This is a genomic window from Aliirhizobium cellulosilyticum (genome assembly GCF_014198105.1).
Classification (GTDB): domain Bacteria; phylum Pseudomonadota; class Alphaproteobacteria; order Rhizobiales; family Rhizobiaceae; genus Neorhizobium; species Neorhizobium cellulosilyticum.
The window spans coordinates 117,957-132,068 of sequence record NZ_JACIGW010000008.1 but is presented as its reverse complement, the minus strand read 5'-3'; the positions used below and the strand labels follow the sequence as shown (position 1 = coordinate 132,068).

Annotated in this window: 18 protein-coding genes and 2 pseudogenes; 15 read left to right on the top strand and 5 right to left on the bottom strand. The window is 57.3% G+C overall.

All coding sequences use genetic code 11. The features are described from left to right. Positions 1 to 52 precede the first annotated feature (52 nt). The 3 genes from ugpA to GGE33_RS23980 are packed head-to-tail and all read left to right on the top strand — an operon-like array spanning position 53 to position 2,835. Positions 53 to 934: a sn-glycerol-3-phosphate ABC transporter permease UgpA gene (gene ugpA, locus GGE33_RS23990; protein WP_148142978.1), complete on the top strand. Its 882-nt coding sequence runs from the start codon at positions 53 to 55 to the stop codon at positions 932 to 934. A gap of 9 nt (positions 935 to 943) precedes the next feature. Further along, complete coding sequence (ugpE, locus tag GGE33_RS23985; RefSeq protein ID WP_183829002.1) at positions 944 to 1,792, top strand: sn-glycerol-3-phosphate ABC transporter permease UgpE; 849 nt, start codon at positions 944 to 946, stop codon at positions 1,790 to 1,792. Beyond that, positions 1,792 to 2,835: a sn-glycerol-3-phosphate import ATP-binding protein UgpC gene (locus GGE33_RS23980; protein ID WP_183829000.1), complete on the top strand. Its 1,044-nt coding sequence runs from the start codon at positions 1,792 to 1,794 to the stop codon at positions 2,833 to 2,835. Before ugpE ends, GGE33_RS23980 begins: the two co-directional genes overlap by 1 nt. A gap of 25 nt (positions 2,836 to 2,860) precedes the next feature. On the opposite strand, the pseudogene GGE33_RS23975 reads toward GGE33_RS23980, so the two are convergent. Continuing rightward, positions 2,861 to 3,229: pseudogene (locus GGE33_RS23975) on the bottom strand (TIM barrel protein); the annotation flags it as partial. A gap of 48 nt (positions 3,230 to 3,277) precedes the next feature. On the opposite strand from GGE33_RS23975, the pseudogene GGE33_RS23970 reads away from it, so the two are divergent. The 4 genes and pseudogenes from GGE33_RS23970 to GGE33_RS23960 form a co-directional block, all read left to right on the top strand. Next, a pseudogene (locus GGE33_RS23970) lies at positions 3,278 to 3,517 on the top strand (IS6 family transposase); the annotation flags it as partial. Positions 3,518 to 3,645: 128 nt separating this feature from the next. Beyond that, complete coding sequence (locus tag GGE33_RS27610; RefSeq protein ID WP_246436437.1) at positions 3,646 to 3,945, top strand: hypothetical protein; 300 nt, start codon at positions 3,646 to 3,648, stop codon at positions 3,943 to 3,945. After that, the gene (locus tag GGE33_RS23965; protein ID WP_183829144.1) at positions 3,945 to 4,376 is read left to right on the top strand and encodes a type II toxin-antitoxin system VapC family toxin; all 432 of its coding nucleotides are present in this window, start codon (positions 3,945 to 3,947) and stop codon (positions 4,374 to 4,376) included. The genes GGE33_RS27610 and GGE33_RS23965 overlap by 1 nt, the downstream gene beginning before the upstream one ends. Before the next feature lie 171 nt (positions 4,377 to 4,547). Next, positions 4,548 to 5,677 (top strand): IS3 family transposase gene (locus tag GGE33_RS23960; protein ID WP_394353691.1). Its coding sequence is split into 2 segments (ribosomal slippage): positions 4,548 to 4,776 and positions 4,776 to 5,677, totalling 1,131 coding nucleotides; the frame shifts between segments, so codons are not numbered across the junction. A 275-nt stretch (positions 5,678 to 5,952) separates the two neighbouring features. On the opposite strand, the gene GGE33_RS28045 is transcribed toward GGE33_RS23960, so the two are convergent. After that, positions 5,953 to 6,537 carry a BA14K family protein gene (locus GGE33_RS28045; protein ID WP_425486666.1) on the bottom strand — a complete coding sequence of 195 codons (585 nt, stop codon included), beginning with the start codon at positions 6,535 to 6,537 and terminating at the stop codon, positions 5,953 to 5,955. A gap of 185 nt (positions 6,538 to 6,722) precedes the next feature. Then, entirely contained in the window at positions 6,723 to 6,968 is a 246-nt protein-coding gene (locus GGE33_RS23950) for a DUF982 domain-containing protein (protein ID WP_183828992.1), read from the bottom strand. Between the two features lie 396 nt (positions 6,969 to 7,364). Between GGE33_RS23950 and GGE33_RS23945 the strand changes: the two genes are divergently transcribed. From GGE33_RS23945 to GGE33_RS23920, 8 genes are all read left to right on the top strand, one after another. Next, positions 7,365 to 7,616 (top strand): glycine zipper domain-containing protein, encoded by a 252-nt coding sequence (locus GGE33_RS23945; RefSeq protein WP_183828989.1) that lies wholly within the window; start codon positions 7,365 to 7,367, stop codon positions 7,614 to 7,616. 768 nt (positions 7,617 to 8,384) lie between these two features. Continuing rightward, a complete protein-coding gene (locus tag GGE33_RS23940; RefSeq protein ID WP_183828986.1) occupies positions 8,385 to 8,957 on the top strand; it encodes a hypothetical protein in 573 nt (190 codons plus the stop codon). A gap of 54 nt (positions 8,958 to 9,011) precedes the next feature. After that, on the top strand, positions 9,012 to 9,404 hold the full coding sequence (locus GGE33_RS27605; protein ID WP_246436436.1) for a hypothetical protein: 393 nt from the start codon (positions 9,012 to 9,014) through the stop codon (positions 9,402 to 9,404). A gap of 13 nt (positions 9,405 to 9,417) precedes the next feature. After that, complete coding sequence (locus GGE33_RS27600; protein ID WP_394353689.1) at positions 9,418 to 9,861, top strand: hypothetical protein; 444 nt, start codon at positions 9,418 to 9,420, stop codon at positions 9,859 to 9,861. A 188-nt stretch (positions 9,862 to 10,049) separates the two neighbouring features. Continuing rightward, the gene (locus GGE33_RS23935; protein WP_183828984.1) at positions 10,050 to 10,367 is read left to right on the top strand and encodes a PepSY domain-containing protein; all 318 of its coding nucleotides are present in this window, start codon (positions 10,050 to 10,052) and stop codon (positions 10,365 to 10,367) included. A 16-nt stretch (positions 10,368 to 10,383) separates the two neighbouring features. After that, a complete protein-coding gene (locus GGE33_RS23930; protein WP_183828981.1) occupies positions 10,384 to 10,983 on the top strand; it encodes a general stress protein in 600 nt (199 codons plus the stop codon). Positions 10,984 to 11,160: 177 nt separating this feature from the next. Then, positions 11,161 to 11,487 (top strand): hypothetical protein, encoded by a 327-nt coding sequence (locus GGE33_RS23925; protein WP_183828976.1) that lies wholly within the window; start codon positions 11,161 to 11,163, stop codon positions 11,485 to 11,487. A gap of 135 nt (positions 11,488 to 11,622) precedes the next feature. Beyond that, complete coding sequence (locus GGE33_RS23920; RefSeq protein WP_183828973.1) at positions 11,623 to 12,099, top strand: hypothetical protein; 477 nt, start codon at positions 11,623 to 11,625, stop codon at positions 12,097 to 12,099. A gap of 10 nt (positions 12,100 to 12,109) precedes the next feature. Here GGE33_RS23920 and GGE33_RS23915 read toward each other — a convergent pair whose 3' ends face one another. Further along, a complete protein-coding gene (locus tag GGE33_RS23915; RefSeq protein WP_183828970.1) occupies positions 12,110 to 12,733 on the bottom strand; it encodes a response regulator in 624 nt (207 codons plus the stop codon). Continuing rightward, the gene (locus GGE33_RS23910; protein ID WP_343062644.1) at positions 12,730 to 14,082 is read right to left on the bottom strand and encodes a sensor histidine kinase; all 1,353 of its coding nucleotides are present in this window, start codon (positions 14,080 to 14,082) and stop codon (positions 12,730 to 12,732) included. The genes GGE33_RS23915 and GGE33_RS23910 overlap by 4 nt, the downstream gene beginning before the upstream one ends. Positions 14,083 to 14,112 lie beyond the last annotated feature (30 nt).

The following is a 14,112-nucleotide window of genomic DNA, read 5'->3' as shown; positions in this document are numbered from 1 at the left end:
CCGCATGAGACAAACATGCGGGCGGCTTTCCTGATCCTCAAGGAGCCTGCCCGTGCAAAGCACCGTCTTTCCGAACAAGATCCTTCCCTATTTTCTGGTCGCCCCGCAGATCGTGCTGACCATCGTCTTCTTCTTCTGGCCGGCCAGCCAGGCGCTTTACCAGTCGGCTATGCGGGAAGACCCGTTTGGGCTGCAAAGCACGTTTGTAGGCCTTGCCAATTTCACGACGATCCTGTCGGACGCCAATTATCTCCATGCGCTGCGCGTCACCGTCGTCTTCAGTATCGCCACGGCCGTGCTTTCCATGGGCATCGCGCTGCTGCTCGCGACCGCCGCAGATCTCGTCGTGCGCGGCAAAGGCTTTTACCGCACGATGATGATCATCCCCTATGCGGTGGCGCCCGCGGTCGCCGGCATGTTGTGGCTGTTCATGTTCAACCCGGCCATGGGCACATTCGCCTATATCCTGCGCCGCAACGGCATTGCCTGGGATCCGCTCCTGAATGGCGATCAGGCCATGGCGCTGGTCGTGGTGGCCGCTGCGTGGAAACAGATCAGCTACAATTTTCTGTTCTTCGTCGCCGGCCTGCAGGCGATCCCGAAATCGCTGCTGGAAGCGGCGTCCATAGACGGAGCGCGCGGATCTCGTCGGTTCTGGACCATCGTCTTTCCGCTTCTGGCGCCCACCACCTTCTTCCTGCTGGTGGTCAACACCGTCTACGCCTTTTTCGACACCTTTGGTATCATTCATTCTGTCACCGGCGGAGGTCCGGCCAGAGCTACGGAAACGCTGGTCTACAAGGTCTATAACGACGGTTTCGTGAACCTCAATCTCGGCTCGTCGGCCGCCCAGTCTGTCATCCTGATGGTCATCGTCATTGCGCTGACCGCCTTCCAGTTCCGCTTCGTCGAGCGGCGCGTGCATTATGCGTGAGGTGAAAAGATGATCGAAAACAGACCGATTGCGAGCCTGATGGCGCATCTGATGCTGATCCTTGGCATCATCATCGTCGCCTTCCCGATCTATTACACCTTCATCGCCTCGACGGCGCCCTCCGGCGCCATCATCCGCCCGCCGCTCTCCCTTCTGCCCGGCGGGCATATGATGGAAAACTATTCGGAATCCATTTCTGGCGGCGTCGAACGTGTCGTTGGCGTCAGTCTCGAAAGGCTGCTGTTCAACAGTTTTGTTGTCGCTGTCGCCATTGCCATCGGCAAAATCGTCATTTCCTTCCTGTCGGCCTTTGCAATCGTGTTTTTCCGCTTTCCCTTCCGCATGGGCTTCTTCTGGATGATCTTCATCACGCTGATGCTGCCGGTGGAAGTGCGCATCCTGCCGACCTACAAGGTGATCGTCGATCTCGGGCTCTTGAACACCTATGCGGGCCTCACCCTGCCGTTGATGGCATCCGCGACGGCGACCTTCCTGTTCCGGCAGTTCTTCCTGACCATTCCGGGCGAGATGCTGGAGGCCGCGCGCATCGACAATGCCGGACCATTCCGCTTCATGAAGGATATCCTGCTGCCGCTGTCGATGACCAATATCGCGGCGCTGTTCGTAATCCTGTTCATCTACGGATGGACGCAATATCTCTGGCCGCTGCTTGTTACTGACAGGGCAGACATGAACACGATCATCATCGGCCTGCGCCGCATGGTGGATTTCGCAGATGCTTCGACACCGTGGAACTACGTGATGGTGACGGCGATCCTGGCAATCATTCCTCCCGTCATCGTCGTTGTGCTGATGCAGCGATGGTTCGTCAAGGGGTTGGTGGAGACCGAAAAGTAATGGCAACGATTGAACTGAACGACGTCCGCAAGACCTATGGCATCAATATCGAGGCGATCAAGGGCGTATCGCTCGATATCAAGGATGGCGAGATGATCGTTCTGGTTGGCCCATCCGGCTGCGGAAAATCGACGCTTCTGCGCATGGTCGCAGGGCTGGAAAGCATCACCTCAGGCGACGTGACGATAGCCGGTCGGCGGGTTAACAATCTCGAACCATCCGAGCGCGATATCGCCATGGTTTTCCAGAATTATGCGCTTTACCCGCATATGACCGTTCGCCAGAATCTCGCCTATGGACTGAAGAACCGCAACACGCCGAAGGACGAGATCGACCGGCGTATCACGGAAGCCGCCCGCGCCCTGGAAATCGAACAGTTTCTCGAACGGAAACCCCGCCAGCTTTCCGGCGGCCAGCGCCAGCGCGTCGCCATGGGCCGCGCCATTGTGCGCAAACCATCGGCCTTTCTGTTCGACGAGCCGCTCTCAAACCTCGACGCCAAACTGCGCGTGCAGATGCGGGTGGAGATCCGCCGTCTGCAACGGTCGCTCGCCACCACCTCAATCTATGTCACCCACGACCAGATGGAGGCCATGACGCTGGCCGACCGGCTGGTGGTGCTGAATGCCGGACGGATCGAGCAGGTCGGCACACCGATCGAGCTTTACGAAAAGCCGGCCACCACCTTTGTCGCAACCTTCATAGGTTCTCCGTCGATGAACCTGATGAAGCTTGGCAATGGCTCAGCATGGACAGGAGGAGATCGTTCCGGGCTGCCCAGTAACGCTGCCACTATCGGGATACGGCCCGAAGACCTCGTTATTGCCAATGGATCCTCGCCTACCGGATTCAGCACCAGGGTGGAGGTCGTCGCAGTAGAACTCGTCGGAGCAGAAAGCTACGTCCATGGCGTGGCTGAGGACGGCAGCGCGATCGTCTTTCGCGTGTCAGGCAGGTCGATAATCGCAATCGGAGAAACGCTAGATCTGATCGCCGACCGCGAGCGGTTTCACTTGTTCGACCAGCAGGGCAAGCGGATTTAGCAACGACATCCGTATCAGGCAGCATTCATGCTGTGTTCAAAGTGAAAGCTGTCCGAAATGCCCCAAGCGCTTTTTCGGCATCGCCTTTGGCATAGGCTTCCAGACCGACGGGCCCGCGATATCCCATGTCGTGAAATTTCTGCACGATCATGGAATAATTGATCTCTCCCGTCCCCGGCTCGCACCGCCCCGGCTCGCACCGCCCCGGCACGTCCGCCACCTGCACCTCGCCGATCCACGGCAGGCAGGCGCGGCAGGTCTCGATCAAATTCCCCTCGTCGATCTGCACATGGTAGAGATCGAGATTGAGTTGCAGGTGCTGATGATCGACGCTCGATACCAGCGCCAGCGTGTCCTCGGCCCGGCCGAAGGGCGTGCCGGGGTGATCAACGGGCGGCGGCGCCTCAACGGATTCTGCTGATGGAGTTGCTATTTGGTGGGCATGATGCAAGAGCCTCACTATCATCGCCATCGCTTCCCCGCCGAAATCATCGTGCATGCGGTGTGGCTATATTCCCGGTCTCCGCTCAGCCTTCGCGATGTTGAAGATTTGTTGGCCGAACGCGGCACAGACGTCTCGTTCCAGACCGTCTGTGAATGGGCTGCGAAGTTCGGTCTCAAATTCGCTCATCAGCTCCAGCGACGCTCGCAAGGTCAGTTCTGCGACAAATGGTATCTTGATGGGATCAGAACCAGTGGCCCACGATTGTGATTATGTGGCTCGCAAGCCGAGCCCAACCATCCTTTCTGCAGGCGACTTGCAGACACCGTCGTATCTGGCTATATTACTGGAAATATCCGGAGGATCCGATGGCCAGCTCTCAGACACGTGCAATTCAGAACTACAGAAGCCGCTTGGGGGACCGCGGCCTCGCCCGTTTCGAGGTACTTGGGCGCGATAGTGATCGCGGTTTAATTAGATCACTCGCGCGTAGATTGGCAGAAGATGGCCCGGAAGCAGCCAATCTGCGTGCCGTTGTCAGCGAAACGCTTGCCGGAGAGCCGCCTAAAAAGGGTGGTATTCTCGCGGCTCTCCGCCGATCGCCGATGGTCGGAGCCGATCTCGACACAGCCCGTTCACGCGAGGTAGGTCGCGCGATAGATCTATGATGCGCTACTTGCTCGACACAAACATCCTTAGCAATATCACCAAACCAGAGCCTTCGACGTCATTGATGACATGGATGGCCGAGCAGGCCGACGATGATTTGTGCATCGCTTCGCTTACTATCGCCGAGATACACCGAGGAATACTTGAAAAGCCGGCGGGAAAGAAGCGAGCTGCTCTCGAAGCTTGGTTTGTTGGCAATGAAGGGCCGCAATCGCTCTTTGCTGGTCGCATCCTTCCGTTCGACGAAAAGGCAGCTCTGATCTGGGGCGAGCTAATGGCACACGGCAAGGCGACGGGCCGCCCACGGAGTGCCTTGGACACAATCGTGGCTGCTATTGCGCAATCCAATAGCTGCATCGTTGTCACCGATAATGAGGGAGATTTTCAGGGGATCGACATTATCAATCCACTCCGTGCGACCGTAATCTAAGTTACTCGCCAAAGTTTTTAGCTCTTGAGCGGCATCGAACTCCCGACCCCGTTGTTAGGCAAGAAAATGACGGAAAGCGATCACCCTTAGATGAACTCGGCCTAGCTACTCGCTGTGAATAGCCCCTAGATTTGTAGACGCCTTCTTTCCTAATTTTGAGGCAAGAAGAGCATCAAGAGCAAATCGAATTTCAGCGAAGATTTTAAGCGCGACGCCGTGCGTCAGATCACGGAGCGAGGCTATCCGGTTGCGGAGGTTTCGCAGCGCCTCGGCGTCAGCCAGCATTCGCTTTACGAATGGAAGAAGAGGTTTGCCGCGTCGAACGCCAAGGGCAACGACGAGGCCGAGGAGATCAGGCGGCTGAAGAAGGAATTGGCCCGCGTCACCGAGGAGCGAGACATCTTAAAAAAAGCGGCCGCGTATTTCGCCAGGGATGCAAAGTGAAGTACGCGTTCATCGCCCTGCATCGCTTGCAGTTTTCCGTGCGGACGATGTGCCGTCTTCTGCGGGTTCATCCCAGCGGATTTTACACCTGGCTGAAGAACCCGCTGAGCATGCGAGCCAGCGAGGACAAGCGACAGACCGATCTGCTCCTGAAGGCATGGGAAGAAAGCGGCAAGGTCTACGGTTATCGCAAGCTGCACGATGATCTTCTCGATCAGGGAGAGGTGTGCTGCCCGAACCGGGTCGCGCGTCTGACGCGTCTCGCCGGGATCAAGGCGCAGATCGGCTACAAACGCCGTCCCGGCATCTATGGCGGCAGGCCTGCCGTCGCTATCGAGAACACGCTCGACCGGCAATTTGACGTAGCGGCTCCCGACAAGGCCTGGGTGACGGATATCACCTACATCCGAACCTGCGAGGGCTTCGCTTACCTTGCGGTTGTCATCGACCTCTATTCCCGCCGGGTCATCGGTTGGGCGATGCAGAGCCGACAGACCACGGACGTCGTATTACAGGCTCTGCTCATGGCGGTGTGGAGGCGAAAGCCGAAGGACAAGGTGCTGGTTCATTCGGATCAGGGTTCGCAGTTCACCAGCATGGACTGGGCATCGTTCCTCAGGCACCACAATCTTGTTCACTCGATGAGCCGACGTGGCAACTGCCATGACAATGCGGTGGCCGAGAGCTTCTTCAATCTTCTGAAGCGAGAGCGGATACGTCGCAAGGTCTACCGCTCACGCGATGAAGCTCGTCAGGATGTGTTCGACTACATCGAGATGTTCTACAACCCGAAACGCAAGCACGTCAGATACGGAATGCTGTCGCCCATCGAGTTCGAGAAGCAGCAGAAAATCTAACCCGAGGGTGTCTACGAAACTCGGGGCTATTCATGTGGTTATCATCATGCAGGAAGAACCAGTCATCAAAGTTGAACTTCGTCTTTGAACTTCGCTGCGGGCATCTCACTCAAATACTTCGAACGGAATCCATCGCCTGCCTGCTCGCCATCGGCTTCCCGTACGGCTATTGCACGAGCGTTTTGGTGTGCATTTGACGAATCCCCGGTTGAGGGCTATCTCGCGTCGTGATTCCCCGAGGTCCTATATCCCCGGTACCAGCGAGCCGGGAGACTTTAGAACTGGGCAACGGTAGTGTCCGCAGCACTCCTGATCGAGTTATTTGCCGACTCCGATATCGGCCTGGAGCACACCTTCCTGCCACCCGAAAAAGGCTGGTACGTATTGTCCTCTATCCGATATGAGGTGTATCGCTCCATGCACCACCGCTCGTTGACGTCTGGCTCGCTCGCACCGCCGTCGGCAACCTGCTGAACGGGGACGGAGGCCGCTTCGATCGGAGCGGCACAGGCGCGCCGCGGCCCGCCCCCATATGGCTGGTACGTGTTGTCGGCAGCATTATATGAGCGGTACCGAGCGCCACACCACTCCTGCGCCTTGGCAGATAGCGTTTCGGACAGGAAAGCAACCTGGGCCCCGGTCACATCGGGTTTGTTCGTGGGGATTAGCGGCACATTCACGCGCTGCTCGGACTTCGCTTCGGCCACGAGTGTATTCTCGGGCAACACAGCGGGAAGCCTCTCGTAAGCCTGCAAGCTGGAATCAACCCTCCGAACCTCGGGCGACCACAGTGGCTCGCCATAAATATCAGCAAATCGATGCGGCGCAAAAGGTGCCGCCAAGTAGGATGACACCCGCATCCCAGCCGCTGCAATCGGCAGGAGACAAGAAGCTAGAACGAGACCTGTTAGTAGTTCGCGCATAGGACATCAACCTTCGGAATTCGCTATCCAAAATGTCGAGAGAGACTGGTTTGTTCCTAGGCCAAAAGTCCGATATCGGCTGGCCCTGCATCAGTGCTTCATCATGTTTCTGGCATGGTCGCTCAAGGTCTCAGCAGCCCAACTTCTTTCGCCGCACTCAGAAAAGCTTGGGCCGCGACCACAGAGCTGACGTTGCCCTTAAGCGCACCGAGGCAAGCTTTTTTTGCGACCTTGAAATTCTTTCCGGCGGGTCGGGGCCAGCAGGTCATCAAGACTTCCAAAGCTTCACGGCTATTGCCAACGCGTTTGAAGTGGTCGCCACAATCGAGGCTGATCTCATAAGTGACTTCCCATAGGTCGTTCTGCATGACGTTCCTCCTGGTCCCAACTTCCTTTCCCTCGAACGTGAAGTGCTCTCGGCTCGTTCCAGACTAGGACTTCAGTCCCACCGTCACGCTGCTATGCTACAGGAGCGATCTACGAGGTACCGGTAGGAAGGCGAAGGATAGGTTTCGACAAGCTCGGTCGCTATGTCGAAAAGTCTAGCTTTTCTCCCATTTTGCCGAAAAAGGCCGCTTCGGAATTGCTTCGATTCATCCGCGGGACATTTGCAACTCCGTGCCGCCCGTTAGGTTGAGCTTTCGGGCCAAAGGTCCAGCGGGAATGGTCTTTGAGCGGTGCCGCAACATATTTCCAAGGGCATCGGCACTGCCTCCCAATCGAGGATTGGAACAGGCGTGGTGGATTCAACAGGGAGGATATCCATGAAACGCATCGTAATCATCAGCCTTATGACGGCATCTCTCGCCGCCTGCACGGCAACCGAACAAGGGGCGGGGGTTGGAGCGGCAACCGGTGCTGTCATCGGCGGCGTCGCCACCGGCAACGTCCGCGGCGCAGCCGTCGGCGCCGCAATTGGCGGTGTCTCGGGCGCATTGATCGGCAGGGTCGCAGAGCAGCCTGGCCGGTGCTACTACCGCGACCAATACGGACGCCGATATGTCGACCGCTGCTAACCAGTACGCAATCTAGGGCATGTGAAGCGGATGTTTCACATGCCTGTATCTCCGCCAAGATACAAACCTCGCCGGCGAACAATTACCAAGTGTGTGGATCGCTGACTGCAGAGTACCGATATCAGCATCCCACGAACCTCCGCGAACTTGCGATGCGAGTGCAAACTGAGATCGGGTTCGTTGACGACCTCGCGGTGGCTTCTCCCATCCGTCATATTTTCCTGGGGGAACAAGTGGCTAAAGCTCCGAATATAGTCCGTCACTCGTCTCCCGTCTTCCGGGCTCAAATCTCGCTTTAGCACTAGCATCCAGCCGATCGCTCTCGCTTAATCAAATACCCAAATCTCTAGGATCAGGCCAATCATAGGCCGACGACTTTCAAAGGACAGCGAATCCTCGTCTCCTAAACCCTCTAAAATACCTAAGCTGACCAACCACCCGATAAAAGAGGCATCCAGATAGTCTCCGTCGCGCTGACACAGTTGCAAAGCTTCCTGGGCGTCCAGAGGACTAGTGGTGCCGGAATCTTCCAGTGGCAAAATTCGTTGATTGGATGCTTGCGATTACGGCACCGGCGAGCTCCCAATTGCTTCCATTTTCAGGAGCATGATCTCGTTCGGACATTGATCAGTACAGCTGGGCCTAAGGTCTCACCTTCAGTCCGACTGACGGCCCAAAGTAGGAACAACAGTGTCTATCTCCTGTTTCTCAACCAGCTTCGAGAACGCAATGTGCGTCAGAAGCTGGAGGAAAACCAAGGAGATGAGCATGAATATCGCAGTACGTGCGGCGTTAGCCGCAGCACTTCTCACAGGTACAGCCCTGTCGGCTTATGCCCAAACCAGCAGCACGGTCGGTACCGGGGGCACATCAGCGGGTGGCGGAACATCCAGCAGCTCCGTTGGCACCGGTGGCAGCTCTGCCGGCGGTACGAATTGTGCGACTGGCACCGATTGCGGCTCCGGATCCGCATCGACGCTTGGTACCGGTGGCACCTCTGCCGGCGGCGGCACGTCCAGCAGTTCCGTGGGCACCGGCGGTTCGGCCGCAGGCTCCGGCAGCGGTTCGGGCTCCGCCTCGACGCTTGGTACCGGTGGCACGTCCGCCGGTGACGGGCAGTCCAGCAGTTCTGTCGGAACCGGTGGTTCGGCTGCGGGATCAGGTAGTGGTTCTGGTTCGGCGTCCACACTCGGAACAGGAGGCGCCTCGGCTGGCGGCGGCCAGTCCTCAAGCTCGGTCGGTACCGGCGGGAGTTCGGCGGGGGCATCCGGCGACGATCATGGCAAAGGCAAAAAAGGTTGCCCTCCTGGCCAAGCCAAGAAGGACGGCAGTTCCTGCTAATCGTCAATGGGCGGAAGCCATAGCGCTTCCGTCCTTTCTTCAGGAGGACCCGGTATGACCTCGGCATCATTCTTACATAAGAGCGCTTTCGCCCTGCCGCTGATTTTCGCGATCCTGATAGCCGGTGCGGCTTTGGCCAACGAAACCATCAAGCTCACCGACGGTACTACGTGTAGCGTTACTGACAGCGGCAGCTCGGCGAGAAATGGGTCATCGACGTCAGTTACCGCTAGCGGCGGTGGCGTGTCGTCTTCGACGACGATCGGCGGCACTACGACAACAGTACAGTCAGGCAATGGCTCAACATCCTCAAGCGCGGGTTCGTCGATTACGACCGGCCCGGCTGGTACGCAGTCTTTTTCGACAGCGAGCGTCACCCGTCCTGACGGGACCATCATCACCCGCCGCTCCGACGGGACCTGCGACGTCACGAAACCTACGAAATAGAGGAGAAATCATTATGCCTAAAATGATCACAATGGGAGTTATCGCTCTGCTCGCCTCGGTGTTCTCCACGCCGGTACTCGCACAAGATTGTAGTGCCGCGGGCACTGTGGGTTCTGCTGGCAGCGCCGCCGCAGGCGGAACCTCAGCCAGCACAGTTGGCACAGCGGGTGCTTGCCAGACAGACGGGGGTACGACAGCCTCGATCGGTTCAGGCTCTAGTGCTGCCGCCGTGGACGGCAAGTCGAAAAGCCAGACGAAGGTGAACGAAAACCCGAAACAGTTGCGCGCGCAATCCAGAGCGCAAGCGATGGATAAGGGCACCTTTAGTAAGTCGCAGACAAAGACTCGTGTGAAGGGTGATGAACTTCAGAGCAGGACACGCAGCATGTCCCATGTGCCAGGCGAAAAGCCGGTAAAGAGCACCACAGACAGTAACGTTGTGCTACCGCAACCGTGAGAAGCCACAAGTCTGGCGTATGGGCGCAGACCGGTAACGTGAGGCGCACCGTGAAAGGCACCTGGCTGCTTCGCGGCCGCGGCTTCTCCCACAGCTTCGGCCTTAAGTCCGACGCTGGAACGATCGTACCATCAAGGGATTTTAACGCTGCGGATCTCATCGACGAAGATCCGAGCTAGGAGGAAACCATGCGTAGACTTATTCTGACCGCCGCCTTTGTCTCCGTTTCAGCTTTGTCAGCATTCTCGCAGACCGCGCCTGCAGCCAATAGCGAGGGGAACACACCTGCTGTCGCTACGCCCGACACCAAGAACCCGACAGCCCCTGTAGAAGGCGCCAACAGCTTTACAGAAAATCAAGCCAAGGAACGGATCGAAGAGGCCGGCTACACCGGCGTCAAGGATCTTAAAAAGGATGACAAGGGCATCTGGAATGCCGCTGGCATGAAAGACGGCAAGAGCGTTTCAATCGCACTCGACTATCAGGGCAATGTCGTCGCCAAGTAGCGAAGGGAGACTATCGATGAGAACTGTTACTGGACTTTTTGACGATTATGCCGATGCCAGCGCCGCGGTTGGCGAGCTGGAAACCGCGGGCGTGCGGTCCAGCGATATCAGCATTGTTTCAAACAACGCGGATCGGCGGCACGGCGACTCCAGCGCCGCAGAAGGAGCAGGAACCGGCGCCGGGATCGGCGCGGTCGTTGGTGGCACGGGTGGCCTGCTCACCGGTCTCGGCCTGATGGCAATCCCAGGCGTTGGCCCGGTTGTCGCAGCAGGGTGGCTTGCCGCAACGGCGGCCGGTGCTGCAGTCGGCGCAGTTGCTGGTGGGGCCGCCGGCGGTATTATCGGTGGGCTGACGAGCTCCGGCGTCTCGGAACGCGATGCGCATTTCTATGCAGAAGGCGTCCGTCGCGGTGGCACACTTGTGACTGCCAAGGTGGAGGACGCTCTGGCGCCGGAAGCTGAAGCTATCCTTAAACGCTCCAACTGGGTCGATCCTGCAGAACGTCGCGTTTCGTATGAACAGCAAGGCTGGACAAGGTTCGACGAAACGCTCGATCCCTATGATGCTGAACAGGTCGAACAGGAAAGGCTTCGCTACCGCCGAGGCGGCATCTGAACTCAGCAGAGGGGCGCCTCAAGGCGCCCCTTTCGCCGCCCGACAGGTGGTCTCATTTCGTATAACGTCGATAGTGCAACATATTCGAAGACCAATTATCTATGTGGGCGGTATGGGCACATCAGCTACCCTAGCTCAGACGTTGGTCGGTTATCGAACACCGATACCTTTGCTAAGATGCAGATGGTCTACAGGGGAAAAACGGAAGTGCAGCTGGAAAATGCAAAGCGGACTGCCCTTACCTGTCTCTCTTATCAGCAAAGACAGTTACTTTTCGCGGGGCTCAAAAATGAGGTTAATCGCAGCTTCTGCATGCTCGATCCTCAAGCACAGAGACGATGGGCTACCTCAGCCCAGAAGCTCACCGAAATCTTAGAATTCTTCGAGCGTGTGCCTCACGACGCCGAGGGCTGCTCGATGGTTAAGGCCGTGGAACTTGCCTGCGAGTTCACCATTCAAGCGATCCCATCAGAGTATGAGGACGCGACGGTGACCATACACTGATCCTCAAGGCACTGCTCTGTCGAGGCACGGGAGCAACAGCCTATGGGAGCGCTGACAACTTCCCTCTAACAGGGACCAGAGCCACGCCAACAGTTTTAAAAAGGGCGCGCGAAGTAGTCTGAGATGGAGTGACCGATGATTTCACGCAGATCGCTCATAGCTGCATTGGCTTTTTTTGCGCGACCAGCTAGCCTCATCGCGCTGGAGACTGTTGCGACCGCTAGCCCGGTACTTGCAAGGGGTGGCGGTGGAAACGGCGGTGGAAACGGCGGTGGAAACGGCGGTGGAAACGGCGGTGGAAACGGCGGTGGAAACGGCGGTGGAAACGGCGGTGGAAACGGCGACCAAGGCTTCGGAAGAAGCAATCCCGCAGGAGATAATAATAGCAAGGGCAGTTTTAATAATTCTGCGGGTGTCACCGAAGCCAATCAGCTGCCGGGGGGCTACTCAGTTTCTGTCAGAGGCGGGATCGTTGAAATTCGCTATGCGAACGGGATCCTGGAACGCCTTACCAATCGGCGCTTCTCGATGACTGATCGGCGGGGGCGCACAATCGTAGACCGCCCTGCAACATCTGACGACCGGGCACGGATTCAATCTCTGCTCAAATGAGAAAAGGGATCTACCTACGCCAGCGCAGGGCGGCCTCGGTTCGATTTGAGACGCTTAGCTTTGCGAAGATGCGAGTTGCGTGGTGCTTGACCGTTTTCTCGTGAAGGCCAAGCTTTCTCGCAACCAACTTGTTACTCATACCCACCGCGATCAGATCCATGACCTCACGCTCGCGCGCACTAAGCCCATCATGCTCTTGCATAGCTGCTGGATGCGGCTTGCGTTCTGAAATCAGTCTTGCGCTCAGGTTGGGGGGGACGTAACTTCCGCCAAGTACAACTGTCCGAACCACGCTTGCCAGATCGCGAGACCCGATACCTTTAAGAACATAGCCACAAGCTCCCGACTGCATCGCGGCACGCACGTCGTCCCCGTCTTCTGATGCAGTCAATACTATCACTTTCGTAGCAGGAGCGTTGGCAAGGATAGTTTGAACCGCGGAGAGCCCATTTCCCGGCATCGATATATCGAGCAAAACAGCCTCAGGACAGTGCGTCGTGGCTAATGACACGGCATCGCTCGCCGAGCCTCCCTCTCCGACGATTTCGAAGCCTAGATCTCCCAAACTCTTGTAGACCCCCGCGCGAAACATCGGGTGATCGTCGACAAGCACAAGGCGGATTTTCTCGGTCATGACACCATCGGATCCTGGATATTGAGGAACATAGTTAGAGTAGTTCCGGCAAAAGACGAATTTATCTCGAATTTCCCGCCAAGGCTTTCAACGCGTTCACGCAACCCTGACAGGCCTAGACCGAGAAATGACGCGTTTTCTGCTTTAAAACCTTGGCCGGCATCTTGCACGACGACTGTAATCTCGTCGCCAGGAAGCCTTAATTCAACCCGTTGCCCCTTGCCCTCGGCATGCCGCCAGCCGTTGTTGAGTCCCTCCTGAATGAACCTGTAGACACAGATTTTCACCGCCGCTGGTATCTCCTCATTCAACGGCTCGATCGCAGTATCGACCGATGCGCCTGTACGTGATTGGTAGTGCTCGACTGCTCGGCGGGCCGCTTCGCTGACTGACAAGGTCTCGATGTGGGGTAAGATCAAGCCACGGCAGATGACGCGGATATCGCGTATAGCCTCGTCCAGGCTAGCTTTGATTGTCGCAACCTCTTCCTCGCGGGTGGCTCTATTGCTGTCGTCGCTGAGGATCTGTTCGCTATCCATGCGCAGAGCAGCGTAGGCCATTAGCTGTGCTGGCCCATCGTGCAGGTCCGCGCCCACCCTCCTGAGAAATTTTTCATTGAGGGCGACCGCTCGCTGAGAACCTTTCTTGACACGGAGGGTAAGATCGAGGTTTTCATGAAGCTGACGTTCTATGGTTCGGCTTCCGCGCAGGACGATTGCCGAGAGGATCAGGAAAAAACCGGCCGTCACAGTGATGGTCACGACCCAGCTTCTAAAACGCGCCCGTGTCAGGCTGCGCTCGAGCTCTCCCGCCCTTTCGTAAAACTCTGTGACGGCAACAACCTGGCCCGACCAGGGCTGTAGGATCGGATTGTAAATCTCAAGCAGAGGCTCACCAACCGCTCGTTCTGCATCACTTTCAGGATCATCGACCTCGTCAAATTTCGCCACAAGTTCGCCATTGAAGGCCCGCTTTCGATTTTCGCCAGGAGGTACGACACGGCCCATAAGCTTCTTGTTATTCGAATACAGGATCAGGCCGTCCTTGCGCCATAGGCGAAACGAGACCAGCCGCTTTCCGAGAGCGCCCTGGCCCAGGGTTTCGTCGAGCGTCCGCTCTATGGACTCATCGAGCTTCGTCTCGCGGGTCAGGTCCGGCAGAACTGGCGCGATAATGCTGTCAACATATAAGGCTGTGGTAGCGGCAGCATTCCGCGTAACCGTCTGTGCGATTTGCTCTGTAACATGAAGTCCGATGATGATCGTGGCAATTGCGGTAACTATACCACCTGCCAGAAAAAACTGCTTGGCGAGACTGAGTGAGTTCACGAAATCTAGAGCTGACTTCACCGGCCCGTTCCAAGTTCCAAGATCCGCGTA